This is a genomic window from Arthrobacter sp. 10T413_2 (genome assembly GCF_056394205.1).
Window position 1 is genome coordinate 1 of sequence record NZ_JBFTHK010000094.1, and the last position, 16,528, is coordinate 16,528.

Annotated in this window: 12 protein-coding genes; 3 read left to right on the top strand and 9 right to left on the bottom strand. The window is 67.6% G+C overall.

Annotated elements, in window-relative coordinates; translation table 11 throughout:
- The first annotated feature begins 221 nt into the window (after nt 1-221).
- Both AC1DBQ_RS14735 and AC1DBQ_RS14740 read left to right on the top strand, forming a co-directional pair.
- Nucleotides 222-1,070 (top strand): SDR family NAD(P)-dependent oxidoreductase, encoded by an 849-nt coding sequence (locus AC1DBQ_RS14735; protein WP_476929212.1) that lies wholly within the window; start codon nt 222-224, stop codon nt 1,068-1,070.
- Between the two features lie 108 nt (nt 1,071-1,178).
- Nucleotides 1,179-1,478, top strand: coding sequence for an excalibur calcium-binding domain-containing protein (locus tag AC1DBQ_RS14740; RefSeq protein WP_476929213.1), 300 nt, complete (start codon nt 1,179-1,181; stop codon nt 1,476-1,478).
- Between the two features lie 185 nt (nt 1,479-1,663).
- On the opposite strand, the gene AC1DBQ_RS14745 is transcribed toward AC1DBQ_RS14740, so the two are convergent.
- The 6 genes from AC1DBQ_RS14745 to AC1DBQ_RS14770 all read right to left on the bottom strand — a co-directional run bounded on the left by AC1DBQ_RS14745 (nt 1,664) and on the right by AC1DBQ_RS14770 (nt 11,766).
- Nucleotides 1,664-3,541, bottom strand: coding sequence for a putative bifunctional diguanylate cyclase/phosphodiesterase (locus AC1DBQ_RS14745; protein WP_476929214.1), 1,878 nt, complete (start codon nt 3,539-3,541; stop codon nt 1,664-1,666).
- 198 nt (nt 3,542-3,739) lie between these two features.
- Nucleotides 3,740-5,842, bottom strand: coding sequence for a putative bifunctional diguanylate cyclase/phosphodiesterase (locus AC1DBQ_RS14750; protein ID WP_476929215.1), 2,103 nt, complete (start codon nt 5,840-5,842; stop codon nt 3,740-3,742).
- A gap of 186 nt (nt 5,843-6,028) precedes the next feature.
- Nucleotides 6,029-8,215: a sensor domain-containing protein gene (locus tag AC1DBQ_RS14755; RefSeq protein ID WP_476929216.1), complete on the bottom strand. Its 2,187-nt coding sequence runs from the start codon at nt 8,213-8,215 to the stop codon at nt 6,029-6,031.
- A 247-nt stretch (nt 8,216-8,462) separates the two neighbouring features.
- On the bottom strand, nt 8,463-9,635 hold the full coding sequence (locus tag AC1DBQ_RS14760; protein WP_476929217.1) for a glycosyltransferase family 4 protein: 1,173 nt from the start codon (nt 9,633-9,635) through the stop codon (nt 8,463-8,465).
- A gap of 422 nt (nt 9,636-10,057) precedes the next feature.
- Nucleotides 10,058-10,297 carry a hypothetical protein gene (locus tag AC1DBQ_RS14765; protein WP_476929218.1) on the bottom strand — a complete coding sequence of 80 codons (240 nt, stop codon included), beginning with the start codon at nt 10,295-10,297 and terminating at the stop codon, nt 10,058-10,060.
- A gap of 32 nt (nt 10,298-10,329) precedes the next feature.
- The gene (locus AC1DBQ_RS14770) at nt 10,330-11,766 is read right to left on the bottom strand and encodes a flotillin family protein (RefSeq protein WP_476929219.1); all 1,437 of its coding nucleotides are present in this window, start codon (nt 11,764-11,766) and stop codon (nt 10,330-10,332) included.
- A gap of 343 nt (nt 11,767-12,109) precedes the next feature.
- Between AC1DBQ_RS14770 and AC1DBQ_RS14775 the strand changes: the two genes are divergently transcribed.
- Nucleotides 12,110-13,492, top strand: a complete 1,383-nt coding sequence (locus AC1DBQ_RS14775) for a phenylacetate--CoA ligase family protein (protein WP_476929220.1) — start codon at nt 12,110-12,112, stop codon at nt 13,490-13,492.
- Between the two features lie 12 nt (nt 13,493-13,504).
- On the opposite strand, the gene AC1DBQ_RS14780 is transcribed toward AC1DBQ_RS14775, so the two are convergent.
- The 3 genes from AC1DBQ_RS14780 to AC1DBQ_RS14790 all read right to left on the bottom strand — a co-directional run.
- The gene (locus AC1DBQ_RS14780) at nt 13,505-14,440 is read right to left on the bottom strand and encodes an HNH endonuclease (RefSeq protein ID WP_476929221.1); all 936 of its coding nucleotides are present in this window, start codon (nt 14,438-14,440) and stop codon (nt 13,505-13,507) included.
- 70 nt (nt 14,441-14,510) lie between these two features.
- Nucleotides 14,511-15,725, bottom strand: coding sequence for a serine hydrolase domain-containing protein (locus tag AC1DBQ_RS14785; RefSeq protein WP_476929222.1), 1,215 nt, complete (start codon nt 15,723-15,725; stop codon nt 14,511-14,513).
- Nucleotides 15,726-16,093: 368 nt separating this feature from the next.
- Nucleotides 16,094-16,528, bottom strand: a 435-nt coding sequence (locus AC1DBQ_RS14790; protein WP_476929223.1) for a DUF4383 domain-containing protein, incomplete at its 5' end; no start/stop codon positions are given.

The window sequence follows — 16,528 nt, forward strand, 5'->3', positions numbered from 1 at the left end:
AGGCTCGTGGTCCTGTTCCTGGTTTGAATGCTTAGACACACTCATCCCAGCAGGGCCACGGGCCCTTCTGTCATCTACGACACGAGATCAATTCCCCACAAACCACGAAGAGCCGGTTAAGCACCGGCTCCAGCGGAACGTTCTCCGAGGTGGGATCGTTAGAATTCGACGGGCTGGATTCCAAAAGACCAGCCAACCGCTTTCGTTCTAAGGACACGTCAATGCCCGAGCGCACTATCGTCATCACCGGAGCCAGCGACGGCATCGGTGCCTCCGCCGCACGGACTCTCGCCCGGCAGGGGGACCGCGTGGTCGTCGTCGGGCGTTCCGCGGAGAAGACCGAGGCGATCGCAAAGGAAATCGGCGCCGACTTCTTTGTCAGCGACTTCGCCGAGCTCGCGCAAGTACGCACGCTCGCCGCGCAGCTGAAGGAGAAGTACCCGCGGATCGACGTCCTGGCCAACAACGCCGGCGGCATCATGGGACCGCGAGAGCTCACGGTGGACGGCCACGAGAAAACCTTCCAGGTGAACCACCTGGCCCCGTTCCTGCTCACCACCCGGCTGATCGACGTCCTCACCGCCAGCCAGGCCACCGTCATCAACACCTCGAGCGTGGCGAATTCAATCTTCGGCAAGCTGGACATCGACGACCTCGACGCGGCCCGGAGCTACTCCACCAACCGCGCCTACGGCAACGCCAAGCTCGCCAACATCCTCTTCACCACCGAGCTCCACAACCGCTACAACGCCGAGGGAATCTCGACGGCKGCCTTCCACCCCGGCGGCGTGGCCACGAACTTCGCGGCCGACTCCACGAGCCCCATGCGCTTCGCCTACAAGTCGTTCCTCAAACGCTTCATGCTGACCCCGGACCAGGGCGCGGACACCCTTGTGTGGCTCGCCAACGCCACCCCGGGCCACGACTGGATCTCGGGCACCTACTACGCCAAGCGGACCCTCTCCAAAGCCAACAAGCAGGCCTACGACGCCGGCCTGGCCAAGGCGCTGTGGCAGCGCAGCGAAGCGATGGTGGCCCGGGACAGCGACAAGTTGGACCCCCGGCAGTAAATCACCAGGGCGGAGCCTCACCGGAAACGGCGAAACCGTGGGGTAGCATTTTCCTGCCCCTCGCCGAMACGCGACCGAGGGCTTCTGTTTGGGGGAGTGCTCTCTACCGTGCGCCTGAAGAAATTGCTTGTCTCGTCCCTGGCGGTAACCGCCGTCGTTCTGAGCGCCACGGCCGTGCCGGCATCCGCCGCGCCCGCGCCGAAGTCGTACAAGAACTGCACGGAGCTGAACAAGGTCTACCCGCACGGCGTCGGCCGCGCCGGCGCCCGGGACAAGACCAGCGGAAAGCCGGTCACTAACTTCCGCGTCAACAACACCGTCTACAGCTACAACGACGGCGGTGCGCGCCACTGGGGCGAGTACGACCTCGACCGTGACAACGACGGCATCGCCTGCGAAAAGCGCTAGGGCCGGGAGGCAGCCGGGACTCTGACTTCTGGGGACTCCCGGCGTCGGCCCGKACCATCCAACGAAGTGCCACGAACGGCCGCTAAGCCATGATGCTTAGCGGCCGTTTGCGTCCAATGGCGGAGTGCGGCGGCGCCAACACACTCCGACCCGGCGGCGCGCGGCAACAAGGAGCGCACGCGGGGTCACCGCCCGGCGTCGACCTTGTCMAGGGCGGTGAGGGCGCTCTCCATGGTMCCGGCGAGGTCGCTGGCCGGGGCCGGCTTCGCGAAGAGGTAGCCCTGCAGGGAGTCGCAGCCGCGGTCCATGAGGTACTTGGCCTGCGACGGCGTCTCGATGCCTTCTGCCGTGACCTTCAGGCCCAGGGCGTGCGCGGCGTTGACCATGGTGCCGAAGAACGGGAGCTGTTCCTGGCCCGTCTTGATCATGGCCACGAAGGAACGGTCGATCTTKACCATGTCCAKAGGCAGTTCCCGGAGCCGGCCGAGCGTGGAGTATCCGGTGCCGAAGTCGTCCATGGCAATCCGGACGCCGGCCTCCCGCAGGTGACGCAGTTGGCCCAGCACGTCCGAGGACGCATCGAAGAACACGCTTTCGGTCAGTTCAAGCGTCAGCTGGTGCGGGTCGACGCCGGTGGATGCGGCAATGGCGAGCACGTCCGTGGCGAAGTCCCGGTGCTGGAACTGCAGGCCCGAGACGTTCACGGCGACGCTGTACGCGGCGTCGCCGGCCAGCCAGGGCCGGATCTCGGCGCAGGCGCGGCGCAGGACCTCATCGCCGATCTCGCGGATGAGGCCGCTTTGCTCCGCGACGGGCAGGAACTGGTTGGGCGGCACCAAGCGGCCGTGCCGTTCCCACCGCGCGAACGCCTCGAACTGCACCACCGAGCCGATGCCGGGKGACACCACGGGCTGGTAGTGCACGGAGATCTGGCCGAGCTCGACGGCGCGGCGGAGCCCGGTCTCGCCGTCGGCCTTGTGGGCCGCGGTGTTCAGCATCTCCGGCCGGAACCGCAGCCAGTTGTCCTTCCCGGCAGCCTTGACCGCGGTCATGGCGGCGTCGGCCTGCCGCAGCAGTTCGGCCCCGTCCAGGGTGTGCGCGGACTTGGACGCCAGGCCCATGCTCACGCCGGGCCGGACCATGGTGCCGCCGACGCGCAACGGCTGGTGAAGGGCCTCGGTGATCCGCTTGGCCACAGCGTCGGCGTTGAGGCATTCGGTCAGGAGCACCGCGAATTCATCGCCGTCCAGCCGGGCCACGGTGTCATGGGGACGGACGCAGTTGCGCAGCCTGCTCGCGACCTCCACCAGCAACTCATCGGCCGCCGAGCGTCCCAGCATGTCGTTGAGGTGCTTGAAGTCGTCGATGTCCAGCAGCAGGACGTCCACGGGATCCGGCCGGCGCAGCGCCGCGGCGAGCCGCTCGTTGAAGAACKGTCCGTTTGGCAGCGCGGTGAGCGGATCGCGGAGGGAACCGGCCTTGAGTTCGTCGTCGTGCCCGACGAACGCTGCGGGAGCCGCCCCTGCCGCCCGTGCGGCGCCCGGAGCGCCCGCAGTACCCGCAGTACTAGGGGTACGACGGCGGAAGTCGCCCCTGAGCGAACTGCCGGCGCTGCCGTGGGGCGCTCCGCCGAGGGAAGCACTGCTGTGGGCGGCACTGCTGGGGGTGGCTCCGGCCACCCGGCCGGTGCCTGATTTCCGGTGGCTGGCGTCGCGGACCGCAAGGGCGACGGAGGTTCCGGTGTCGGCCGCTGTTGCCGGCGCGGGGACCAGCGAGCACGTGATTTCGACCTGAAGTTCGGTGCCGTCGGCCCGGCGGCCGGAACCGGCGAACGGAGCGTGGGGACTTGGGGCCGCGGCCAGCCCKGCCAGGACGCCGTGGAATTCCTCCCGCGAGGACTCGGCCAAGAGCAGGCTGTGGTCCGCACCGAGAAGTTGCGCGCGGGAATAGCCGAAAAGCCGCTMCGCTGCCGTGTTGAGGAAGGAAATGGATCCGTCCGGGCCGACCAGCAGCAGGGCGTCCGGGCTGTACTCCAACAGTTGCTGTGCGAAACCGGCTTCCACGATGTTTGACTGCCCCCCAGGCGACGGATGATGATAGCGGGCGCCCGGCGGAGAACCGGGCGCGCTGCGCTCACTGAATCATATGCGGTGCGTGCTCCCCGAGAGCGGTGGGCCTCATGCCGCGAGCGAATGTGTCGAAAGTGCTGAATAGGCCGGAATTGGGGCGCGCCAACAGCCCGGCGGACCGGGGCGCACCGGCTACCCGGGCAGCGGAACGCCCTCCAGTTCCGCGATGGCTGCCTCCGAGTTGCGGACCGCCCGCTTCCTGGCCGCAGCGGGCTCGGGGCGGGAGAAGAGGAAGCCCTGCAGGGCATCGCAGCCGTGGTCCATGAGGTAGCGGGCCTGGGCCGGCGTCTCGATGCCTTCGGCCGTGACCTTCAGCCCCAGGCTGTGGGCCATATGGATCATCGAGGTGAGGATGGGCAGCTTTTCGGTGCCCGTATGCAGCATGGACACAAAGGACTTGTCGACCTTGACCACGTCCACGGGCAGGTCCTGCAGCCGGCCCAGCGAGGAATAGCCGGTCCCGAAGTCGTCCAGGGCCACCCGGATGCCGGCCTCACGCAGGGTCTCGAGCTGGCCGATCACGTGGGAGTGGGCATCGAAGAACACACTCTCGGTCACTTCCAGCACCAGCTGGTGCGGTTCCACGCCGCTCCAGGCCGCAATGTCCAGGACGCGCTCGGCGAAGTCCCTGTGCTGCAGCTGCACGCCCGAGACGTTGACGGCCACGCTCCGGAACGGATCCTCGGCCAGCCACGGCGCGAGCTCGGTGCAGCTGCGCCGCAGGACCTCGGCCCCGATCTCCCGGATCAGGCCGCTGCGTTCGGCTGTCTCGATGAAATCGTCCGGCGGGATCAGTTCGCCGTCCCATTCCCAGCGGGCCAGGGCCTCGAACTGCACGACGTCGAGCCGGTCGCTGGAGATGACGGGCTGGTAGTGGACCATGATCTGCCCCAGCTCCACCGCCCGCCGCAGCCCGGCCGTCAGCTGGGTGCGTTCCAGCAGCGCGGCGAGCATCTCCGGCCGKAAGTGCACATAGCAGTTCTTGCCGGCCTCCTTGGCCGCGTACATGGCCAGGTCCGCCTGCCGCAGCAGCTCCGAGGACGTCTCGGTCCCGGCGTCGCGCGAGGCCACGCCCAGGCTCAGGCCGGGCCGCATGAGCGTGCCTTCGATGGAGACGGGGGCATTCAGAGTGCTGACCACCCGCTGGGCCACGCCGTCGGCGTCCCGGCAGCCGACCAGCAGCACGACGAACTCGTCGCCGCCCAGCCKGGCGACGGTGCCGTGCGGGCCCACACAGTTCTGGAGCCGGCGGGAGATCTCCACGAGCATCTCGTCGCCGGCATGGTGGCCCAGGACGTCGTTGACTTCCTTGAAGTMGTCCAGGTCCAGGAGCAGGACGTGCACAGGATCCGGCGTGRGCAGCGCCGCCGCGGCCCGTTCATTGAAGAGCATCCGGTTGGCCAGCCCCGTGAGGGGGTCCTGGAAGGCTAGCTCCTTGAGCTTTCCGGCCTGCTCGGCCAGTTCCTMCATGGCGCGGCGGGCCTGGTCCTGGGCGCGCCGGCGCGAGGTGATGTCGCGGAAGTTCCAGATCCGTCCCACGATCCTGTCCGCCACCTTCTGCGGGCGCGAGTGCAGTTCCACGGTGCGGCCGTCGGCGAACTCCAGGACGTCGTGGCTCTGCATCACCGTGTCCGCGTAGAGCGCTGACACCTTTTGCAGGAAGTAGTCGGGATCGGCCAGTTGGTMGGCGATGAACCGGACCAGCGCGGTGGGGTCCTCGGCCGCGATCAGCTCCGGCGGCATGCCCCACATCTTCAGGTATTGGTCGTTGATCCCGGTGATCTGGCCCTCGCTGGAGACCACGACGATACCGTCCGACGTCGTCTCCAGCGTGGCGTCCAGGAGGGAGACGGCCAGCCGCCGACCGGCGTCGGGGTCGTTGCGGTGATCGGCGTCGCGGACGGCGACCGCCATGGCGGTGCCGGCGTCGACCGTCACGAGCGAGCACGTGATCTCCACGGCGAGTTCCGTCCCGTCCCGGCGGCGTCCGACGGCGGCGAACGGCCGGCTTCCGGCCCGGCTCTTCCGGCCCAGCCGGCCAAAGACCCGCAGGAAGCCGCCGCTGCCTTCCTCCGTGAGCAGGACGGCGTGGTCCACGCCCAGGAGTTCTTCACGTGGAAAGCCGAACAGGCGTTCCGCAGCCGAATTCACGAAGGCGATGGTGCCGTCCGCAGTCAACAGCAGAAACGCATCAGGACCCTGCTCGAGCAGGGCTTCACCAAACCCAGTTCCCACGACGATACCGGCCCCCAAAGCGACGGAAGTTCATAGAGCGATGATGTTCCCGGCCAAGGTGCCAGGGTCAATGCGTTTCACTGCATCATAGGGTCCTTCGGCCCAATGTCCAGTACATCTGTGCAGTACCTTGCGGTACCTTTGTCCAGTTCATCCGCCCGGCACATCGGACCGGTGATTTGCCGGTCACCGGTTGCCGGGGACCCGGTCGCCCCGCAGTGCGGCGATGGCCCGGGCCGCCTGCTCCAGTCCCTGCTGCAGCCCGGACTCCGGCTGCGGGCCCGAAAACAGGAAGCCMTGCAGGGAATCGCAGCGCAGCTTCATCAGGTACTCGGCCTGCGCGGACGTTTCCACGCCCTCGGCGGTGACGGTGAGCCCCAGGCCGTGGGCCATGCCGATCATGGCGTTGAGGATGGGCAGCTGTTCCGTGCCGGTGTGGATCATGGACACGAACGACTGATCGATCTTCAGCGTGTCCACCGGCAGGCCCTGAAGCCGCCCGAGCGAGGAGAACCCGGTGCCGAAGTCATCCAGTGCCACGCGGACGCCGGCCGTGCGCAGGTTCATGAGCTGGCGGATGACGTGGCAGTCGTCGTCGAAGAACACGCTTTCCGTGACTTCCACAACCAGTTGGCCCGCGTTCACCCCGCAGGACTCCGCCACGGCCAGCACCAGTTCGGCAAAGTCCCCATGCTGGAGCTGGACGCCGGAGACGTTCACGGCCAGCGACCGGGAGGCGTCCTCATCCAGCCAGGGCTTGAGCTCGGTGCAGCCGCGCAGCAGGACCTCGATTCCGATCTCGACGATGAGGCCGCTGCGTTCCGCCGCCGGAATGAAATCCTTGGGCGAAACCAGCACCCCGTCGCGCACCCAGCGGGCCAGCGCCTCGACCTTGACCACGGTCCCGCGGTCCGCCGAGACGATCGGCTGGTAGTGCACGGCAATCTGCCCGTTGTCCACCGCCAGCCGCAGACCGGCCTCGAGATCGCTGCGGTCCACCAGGGCCTTCATCATCTCCGGCCGGAAGCGCATGTACCGGTTCTTGCCGGCGGCCTTGGCGGCATACATCGCGATGTCGGCGCGGCGCAGGAGCTCGGAGGCGTCCACGGCGTCCTCGCTGATCGAGGCGAGCCCMAGGCTGAGGCTGGGCCGCAGCATGGTGCCGTCAATCCACACGGGCACCCGCAGCGAGTCGACGATCCGGGCGGCGACGGCCTCGGGATCCAGCGAGCCGACCAGCAGCACCACGAATTCGTCGCCGCCCAGCCGGGCCACGACGTCGTTCGGCCGGACGCACGTCCGGAGCCGCCGGCCCACTTCAATGAGCATCTGGTCCCCGGCGTGGTGGCCCAGGATGTCATTGACTTCCTTGAAGTCGTCAAGGTCCAAAAGCAGGACGTCCACGGCGGTGCCGCACGGGCCTGCGAGAGCGCTGGCGAGGCTGTCGTTGAACTGCTGCCGGTTGGACAGGCCGGTCAATCCGTCCCGGAACGCCAGCGCCTTGAGCTGGGCGGACTGCTCGGCGAGGTCGGCCATGGCCCGGGCAATCCGGTCCTGAGCGACCTGGGCCGCGGTCACATCGCGGAAGCTCCACACGCGTCCGACCACGTGATCCGCGACCTTCTGCGGGCGGGAATAGCGTTCAAACGTCCGGCCGTCGCGGAATTCCAGGACATCGTGGCTTTCGGCCGCGGGATCGGCGTAGAGGGCGACCACCTTTTCAATGAACTGGGCGGGATCCTTCAGCTGGTCCAGGACGAAGTCCATGACGGCCCCATCGTCGCGGGTGGCCAGCAGCTCCCGCGGGATGCCCCACATGGTGACGAACTGGCTGTTGACGCCGGCGATCTCGCCCTCGCTGCTGACCACCAAGATGCCGTCGGCTGTGGATTCGAGCGTCGCGMTCAGCAGCGACATCGCCTCGCGGAGGCCGTCGTCGGTCTCGGGGCGGTGCGAGGTGTCGCGGATCGCGACGATCATGCTGGCCGTCCGGGCGTCGGCGTCGGCGTCTGCGTCGGTACCGCCGTCGGCACCGGAGTGAGGGCGGGCATCGGTGACGACGAGGGAGCAGGCCACCTCGGCCTGGAACTCTGTGCCTCCCCGCCGCAACCCGTATACCTCCATCGGCACGTGGGCAGCAGCAGAGGCAACGGCAGTTTCGGAGTCTGCGGCGGCTGTGCTGTCCGCTTCACGGCGAAGGGTGAAGAACATCCGCTGGAACCCGTTCCTGAATCCCTCGGCCAGGAGCATGCGGTGGTCCAGGCCCCTGAGCTCCCCGCGGGAGTACCCGAACATGCGCTCCGCGGCGGCGTTGACCATCCTGATAGTGCCGTCCTCGGCCAGCACGAGCAGGGCGTCGGGGCAGGATTCCACCAGATCCCCGTACTGTGGGGCCTCACCGGATGCTCCCTCCGGGTATGACGGCGCCGTCACCCGGCCACCGCCGTGCACATCTGAGACCAATCAGTCATTTAGAACCCTCCCATCGGGAAATCATAGGCGTCCCGATGGTCCCGGAGGTGTCACCACGAGCACAGGGCGGGTCCGGTCCCCGTTGGCCCCGCATCCACCCCCGAGTTTCGTGCCATCAACCCTCGGGTTGCTCTATCACTAATGGTGCCTAAAACCCCTGTTTAGCAGCCCTAAGTGATAGGGCAACGAGGGGGGAGTGGCCGACGGMGGGTTCCCGGGTGACGGCCTTGTAATGGCCCACGAGCTCGGCTCCGAGGGYGGACCATGTCCTGCCTTGAACCGAGGCATGTGCGGCCTCGGCGAACGCGCGGCGTTTGGCGTCGTCGCCCATCAGGTYCATCACGCGGGCCCGGAGCCCGGCGAGGTCGCCGGGTTCGTACAGCCAGCCGGTCCGCGAATTCTCCACGAGGTCCAGCGGCCCGCCCCGGCCGGTGGCCACCACCGGCACCCCGGAAGCCATGGCCTCCTGGATGGTCTGGCAGAAGGTCTCGAACTCGCSGGGGTGCACGAAGAGATCGAAGGACGCCACCGTCCGGGCCAGTTCGTCGCCGCCGAGGAACCCGGTGAAGACAGCGTCCGGCAGGGCAGCTTCCAGAGCCGCCCGCTGCGGACCGTCGCCGACGATCACCAGCCGGGTCCCGGGGACATCCGCCAGCACCGCCAGATCCTCCACTTGTTTCTCTGCGGCCAGCCGGCCGACGTAGCCGATCAGGCGCTCCCCGCCGGGGGCTACGGATGCCCGCCAGCCGGCGTCGCGCTTCTCCGGGGTGAACCGCTGCGTGTCCACGCCGCGCCGCCACATGTCCACGCGCGGAATGCCGCGGCCGCGGAGCTGGTTGAGCGCGAAGGTGGAGGGGACCAGGGTGCGAGAGGCCAGCAGGTGGATGTGTTCCACCCGGTTCCAGGCCCAGTTCTCCAGGAACGGGACGCCGTAGCGCGAAGCGTAGCCGGGGACCTCGGTCTGGTAGATCGCGACGGTCGGGATGCCGAGCTGGTGGGCGGCCTGCGCGGCACGCCAGCCGAGCACGAACGGGGACGCGAGGTGGACGACATCGGGCGCGTAGTCGGCAAGGATTCGCTTGACCCGATACACACCGCCCAACGCCACCCGCACATTCGCATAGCCGGCCAGCKGGACCGAGGGGAGCCGGTGCACGTGGGCGCCATAGACCTCGTCCGGGACGTCTGTGTCCTGAGTGGACGGCGCGATCACGAGCACCTCATCCCCGCGCTCCTGCAGATGCTCCAGCACGCGCAGGATGGAGTGGGTAACCCCGTTCATGAGCGGCAGGAATGATTCGGCGACGATTGCGATCCTCACTCCTCCACGGTGCGGGCGCCGCCTTGCGGCGCGGGGGAGTGGGCGTTGCCGGCAGGGGAAGACTGGGTTAACAGGTGGGCGCGGTCAGTAGAGCGCCGCGAGCCACGGGGCGAGGCTCAGAGAGGGGGCCGACGGCGAAAAAGATCCGACGGCGGGAGCGTGCGGCTAGGAGGGCGCGAACGATCGAGGCCATGTGTCCACGGCACACTCCGAGTAGACGGCGGTGCCGGACGGCATGGCGGAAGGACGGGCTACAGCGGATCGGGCCAGTTGCCGACCGGGCCGCGGGCTTGCATGCCGGAACCACTTACGAACCTGGCAGCCGGCCCGAGACGCTCACGCATATTGCCTTCCATCTGAAATACCTCCAGAGGCGACGGAACTTCAGAATACGCCCGTCGMCTCCTAGCGTCCAGAGGCCGTCATTCTGCCTTGAGTACGTCCGGAAGTTCGTCCACGAAGACGGTCTGGGGCGGCTGAAAATAAATGACCAGGACCTGCTCGCCCACAGCGAAGACGCTGGTTTTGTCGAACGGGTGAGCGTGGAACGCGCTGGTTCCGCCGCGGACCGGCAGCATGACCTCKCCGATGGTGCCCGGGCCGATCCGTCCAGTGACGCGCCCAATCTTTCCGGTCAGGCTCCGGTCAACATCCTTATGCATCACAATCCCTGGATCCCGCAGCCATGATGTCCCTAGGCCTCCGGGGCCTTCCCGTCCCGTTTGTGGGCGTCCCGGCCGTTCTTGAGCGCGGTAGAGAGCGCCGGAAGGTAGTCGCCCACCTGTGCCAAAATCCCGCCGATCATCCGGTTGACCCCTTCGCCGCCGTTGAGCACGGTCATCTGGCCGACGTGCGCAAACGGCTCGGCTGCGGCCGCCACGATGGCCGGMATGTTTTCGGCGAGCTGCTGCGAGATGACGGCGTCCTGGTTGGTTCCGAGCGCCTCCGCACGGGCCTTGATGCCGTCAGCCTCGGCCAGCGCCTTGGCCTTGATGGCGGAGGCGGCGGCATCGCCGCGCGCCTTCGTGGCGGCGGCCTCGGCCTCGCCGGTGACCTTGGTGGCCCCGGCTGCTGCCGCCGCGGCGTTGGCGTTTGCCTGGGCCTGCAGCTCGGTCCGGCGAGCGTTGGCCTGGGCTTCGAGTTCGGTGCGCCGGGCAAGTGCCTCGGCGGCGCTGATGTCCGCGGCTTTCTGGCCTTCGGCATCGGTGCGCTTGGCGTAGGCCCTCGCGTCGGCGGGCTTGCGGACGGTGGTCTGKAGTTTCTGTTCCTCCCGGTCGGCCTCGAGCTTCGCCACCTCGGTTTCCTGGACCACCACCTGCTGGCGCGCCRAGGCATCGGCCAGCGGCCCGGCCTGGGCCGCGTTCGCCTTGGCCCGCTCGGCATYGGCCTGCGCCACGGACTGCCGGATCGCGGACAAGCTCTGGGCGTCGGCGATCATGGCCTCGGCCTCAGCTTCCTTTTCTKCCGCCTCGCGGTTCCGGGTGGCCTCCGCGATGCGGGCCTCCATCTTGACCATGGCGATGTGCGGCTTGGCGATGTTCTGGATGTAGCCGGTGGGGTCCTGGAGGTCCTTGATCTGCAGCGAGTCGACCACAAGCCCCAGCTTCTCCATTTCGACGCCGCTGGCGCTGCGGACCTGGGAGGCCAACTTGTCGCGCTCGCGGATAATTTCCTCGACCGTCATGCTGCCGATGATCGAGCGAAGATGGCCTTCAAAGACGTTGTAGACCTGGCTTTCCATCTTGGGCTGCTGGCCCAGGAACCGCCGTGCGGCGTTGGCGATGAACGGCGGGGCATCCCCGATCTTGTAGATGACCACGCCGTCAACAATGACCTGGATGCCCTGGGAGGTCACACAGGAGACCTTGAGCTCGGTTTCATTCAGCGTCAGGGACAGCGGCCGCACGGTCTGGAGCCCCGGGAGCACCAGGGCCCCCTTGCCCGTGACGATCTTGAAGTCCATGCCCTCCCGGGTTTCCAGCGTGCCGCGCGTCAGCCCGGAGATGATGAGGGCCTCGTTCGGTTCAGCCACCTTCCACATCAGTTTTGTTGCCACCCAGATGACGCCGATKACCACGACCGCCCCGAGGATGATCGAAATGAGCGGGTAGAAAGCTGACAAGTCCTGCATTACCAGGTCCCTTCACRGTGGTGGAAAAGGTGTAGAAGCAAAGCCCCAAACGATGCTGCTGGTAGTCCCCGACCGGCCTGGAAAGCAGGAACTGCGACGCCGCCCAGCCAGCCGTTGTACACAGTCTGTGGTGCTACCTGCCGGTAAGTCCAGCAATTCGGCGATACCCGCGTCCGGCCGGTGCCGAAAGCCCCTGTTGGGGCGGCCGCCGCCGTGCCAACGTGAAATAGCGTGCCAGCGTGGAATAGCACAAGCGCGCACGCGTGGGAGCGCGGACGGCAGATCTGCCGGGCCCGCGAAAGGGTGATGGGTGATGCGCGGCTCTCCTCTCGGGACGACACGGATGACCGGGATCACCGGGATCGCATGGGACATCTGGCGGGCCGAGCATGCCAGCCAGGACGCGATCGCCCGCCGGCAGCGGGACCGGCTCGCGGCGCTCGTTGACCACGMACGGGCCGCGTCGCCGTTCTACCGCAGGCTGTACCGGGACGTCCCGGAGACGCCCGCGGACCTGCTCACGAATCTGCGGGAGCTGCCTCCGGTGGGCAAGCGCGAGCTCATGGAAAACTTCGATGACTGGGTGACCGACCCCCACATCACCCTCGCCGGACTCAGAACCGACCTCCTTGATGACCCCTCGCGCGTCGGCGGCTTCTACCGCGGGCTGTACCTCGTCCTGACGACGTCGGGGACCACCGGGGAGCCCGCGGTCCTGGTCCATGACCGGACCTCGTGGCTGGTGGCGAACCTCCTCGCCCGGATCCGCGAACGACGGACGATGGTGACGGCCGCGGAGGCCCGGGCTTTCCTGCACCGGGGGCTGCGGGCCGCGGCGCTAATCGCGGACGGGGACCACTTTGCCGGCGTCGTGCTCACCGAAACCGTGCGGCGCCGCAGCCCCACGATCGCGCGCCGCGTGCGCGTGTTCTCCGTGCTCCGGCCGCTCCCGGAACTCGTGGCGGAGCTCAACGAGTTCCAACCGACCATGCTCTACGGGTATCCGAGCGCCATGCTGCAACTGGCCGCCGAACAAAAGGCCGGACGGCTCAGGATCCGGCCGATCCTGGCCGTCGCGTCCGGGGAAAACCTCGCGGCCACCGGAGCGGCGGAGATCGAAGCGGCCCTCGGCTGCCGCGCCACTGTGCGGTACCTGGCCTCGGAGGTCCTGKCCCTGACCAGCCGGTGCCGGCAGGGGCAGTTCCACGTCAACGCGGACTGGTACATCGTGGAGCCCGTGGACAGGACGTTCCAGCCCGTCCCGGCCGGTGAACTCTCCCACACGGTGCTGGTCACCAACCTGGCCAACCAGGTCCAGCCCCTCCTCCGCTACAACCTGGGCGACCGGGTGCAGATGATTGCCGGCCCGTGCGCGTGCGGCAGCCCGTTCCCCGCGCTTCGCGTCGAAGGCCGCAGCGGCGACGTGCTGACCTTCAATGCCGCGGACGGGCGAACGGTGACGGTGCTGCCGCTGGCGCTGGGGACGGTAATCGAGGAAACAGCCGGCGTCCGCCGCTTCCAGGCGATCCGCACCGGTATGCGGCAGCTGACCRTGCGGCTCGAGCTCTACCCGGAGGCCACGACGGCGGCCGTGCGGACCGCGGCACAGGAACGGTTGGGTGCGTTCTTCGCCGCCCAAGGCGCCGGCGGCGTGGAGGTCCGGTTCGCCGACGAGCCGCCCCGTCCGGACCGCAGCGGCAAGTTCCGCGAGGTGTGGTCCGCCTGAGAGGTGTTACTGCTAATGCTGGTCGAGGATCCGCCGGGCGTCCTGCTGGGCCTGGAGCTCTTGCGCGGTGAGCGTCTGCCCCGCCAGGTAGCCCGCGTMGGCCATGATCCGGCGCAGCTCCGCGACCGTGCGCGGCGTCCGCACCCCGTGGTGTGCCATGGCGTGGCAGTTGGCGCAGAGCGGCACGAGGTCCGTGACGGGATCCAGTTCGTAGTTGCCGCGCAGCTGCGACGCCGGGACCAGGTGGTGGACCGGGATGAAGTCCTTGCCGAGTTCCCCGTAGGCAACTTCAAACGAGAACCCGCACACCGCGCAGCTGGTTCCGTGATGGGCGATGCACACGCGCTGCGCGTCCGGGCTGTGTTCGTACCGGTTTACTTCCACGCGGCTGACCGCTGCCGCCGGGAYGGTGCCGGGCACGGTCTGGGTGGGGTCGGCCACGGGCTGCCGGCCGTATTCGCTCCAGAGCCCGTGGAGCAGCGGTTCGGCGGACGGTTCGACGGCGAGTCCTGAACCTTGAAGGGCCTCCCAGTCGATGCCCGGCACGGCGTCCGTGAGGATCTMGAACGGGACCTGGTCTCCGGCGGCCAGAAGGGAATCAAAGGCCACGCGGACATAGAGCGGGGAAGCGGCCGGCGCTGCGTCCCCGGCGGCGGATGTTTGGGCGCCGGATGTTTGAAGGTCCGGCGCTTCACCGCTGAGTGTTTGAAGGTCGGGCGCCGGAAAGCGGGGAGCCGGTTGCTCCGAGACGATGACGCCGTGACCGATCAGGCCGCGCCCGTGACGGCCCTGGAGCACGAGCCACGCCTCCGTGCCGGACGCGGCGTCCCCGTTTCCGACCTCCCAGCTGGCCAAGAACCAGCCTGTGTCCGCGACTTTTTCCAGGACCGCCGGGTAGGTCCAGTTATTCCATTCGTCGGGGTTCCAGACGAGGATGATCGCGCTCATGTGCCCATTGTCCCAGTGCCGATCGTCGCAATGCCTATGTGTCGCAGTGCCCGCCACACCTCGCGCAAACTCAGCCCGGACTGCCGGCAGCAACCTTGACGCCCTCGGACGGCGCGGCCGGGCACGTGGCGTTGAGGGAATCCTCGGCGATGGCTTCCATTTCCCGCAGGATAYGGGTGGCCCCGGACTGGAGCGGTTGCGGCGGGTAGGCCACGGCCATGGCGAGCTGCCGGGTGCCGTCCGCGCTGGTCATGGCGATAGTGCCGTAGCCGGGCACGTCGCCGGGATGGCCGTAGTAGAAGTCGTTGGTGCAGAGGTCGTTCCAGCGCACGACGCCGAGGCCGTAMCGGGCATAGAGAGGGCTCTGCATCTGCGTGATCGTGTCGGCCTTGAGCAGCCGGTCCTGCAGCAAGGCGCGGTAGAACGCATTCACATCCGCCATGGACGACACCATACCGCCGGCGGAGTTGTCGATCTGCGCCGCGGGATAGGTGACGTCGAGCCGTTTGCGGTCCAGCGTGATGTAGCCGTGGACCATATCCGAGGGCGGAAGCCCGGACGCCGTCATCTGGGTCCCGCCCAGCCCCAGCGGCTCAATGATGTCGGTGCGGATCACTTCGCCGATCGGCCGGCCCCGCAGGCGTTCGACGATCAGCGCCAGGGCAATGTAGTTCKAGTTGGAGTACTCAAATCCCTGGGCCAACTTTGCCTGCCACGTGATCCGGCCCGCCATGGCCAGCAGGTCCGCCAGGCTCACCCTGGTGGTCAGCGCCTGCTGCACGGTGGCCGGATCGTACAAGGGGCCGTCCACGGACGGCATGCCGGAGCGATGTTGCAGCAGTTGTCGGACGGTCACGGGTCCCGGCGGGTGCATGACCTGGTCGAACTCCGGCAGGTACGTGCTGACCGGCGCGTCCAGCTGGAGCAGGCCCTCCTCGGCCAGCTTAAGCACGGACACCGCCACCATGGACTTGGTGATGCCCCCGATGTGGACAGGGTCCGTGATTTCGGTCCGGGAACCGCTGTCCAGGTTGCGGACGCCGTACGCCGCGGACCACTCGTCCGCCCCCACACGGAGCTGGATCAGCACCGCGGGGGCGCCGCCGTCCAGCATTCTCTTGCTGAACTCTTCGAGCATGGTCCGGTAGACGGGATCGGACGACGACGGCGGCTGCGCCGGCGGTTGCGGCCCGGGACTGCACCCACCCAGGGCGGCCGTGAGCACGACGGMKACGCTGGCGRCCGTGAGCCGGAAGGATGATGCGCGAATCCAAGCCACCGACATGGCGGGTCCTTCTTGCGGGTCGGGTCTGTAGTCGGGGCAGGAGGATGCCCCTGGCCGAGCACAGTCCTGACCCTTGTGATCGTCCTCAGCCGTGCCCCGGGCGACTAGAGCCATAAGTCACGGRCACACGACAACGGGGTCCGGMAGTCCCCAAAACAGGACTGCTGGCGGCCGTCGTCGACAACKGGGTCCGGGAGCGGGGTCAGCCGGTGATGCCGCGGCCRTCGTCGCCGTCGTCATCCACCGGCGTCGCCGTCGTGCTCACAAAAGGAAGCTRGTGCAGCCGCCGCGTTTCCGCTAAGCCACTGCACCAGCAGGTAGTACGAATTTTTTYGAATGCTATGAAACGTTACTCATTCGCGGCTCCCTTAGGTCCCGGGGGTTGATGACCGGGTCTTCACGTCTTCTTCAAGATGCCTTGTCATAAGCCAGCCTGCGCCAGCCATTACGATGCCCATGACCATAAAGGCCCAATTGTCCATGGTGTTCAGCGACAGGAAGTTGGCCGCCGAATTCACKCCKACGATAAACCCGTAGATGCTCAGGACGATGTAGAGCAGGCCGGAGCCCATGAGGAAATTCCGGGCGCCCACGGCGGTCCGGGACATCGTCAAGCCGGTGGCGCCGATCGCGAGCTGAACAATGTTCAACAACATCGACACCTGGAACAGGTTCAAGAACAGGGCCTTGGAATCGGGCCCGAAGAACCTGAGCTCGCTGTAGTTCGTAGTGATGCCCGGGATGAACCCCAGGATGCCCACGACGATAAGGACGATACCTACACCCATGCCTACGTTCTGTAC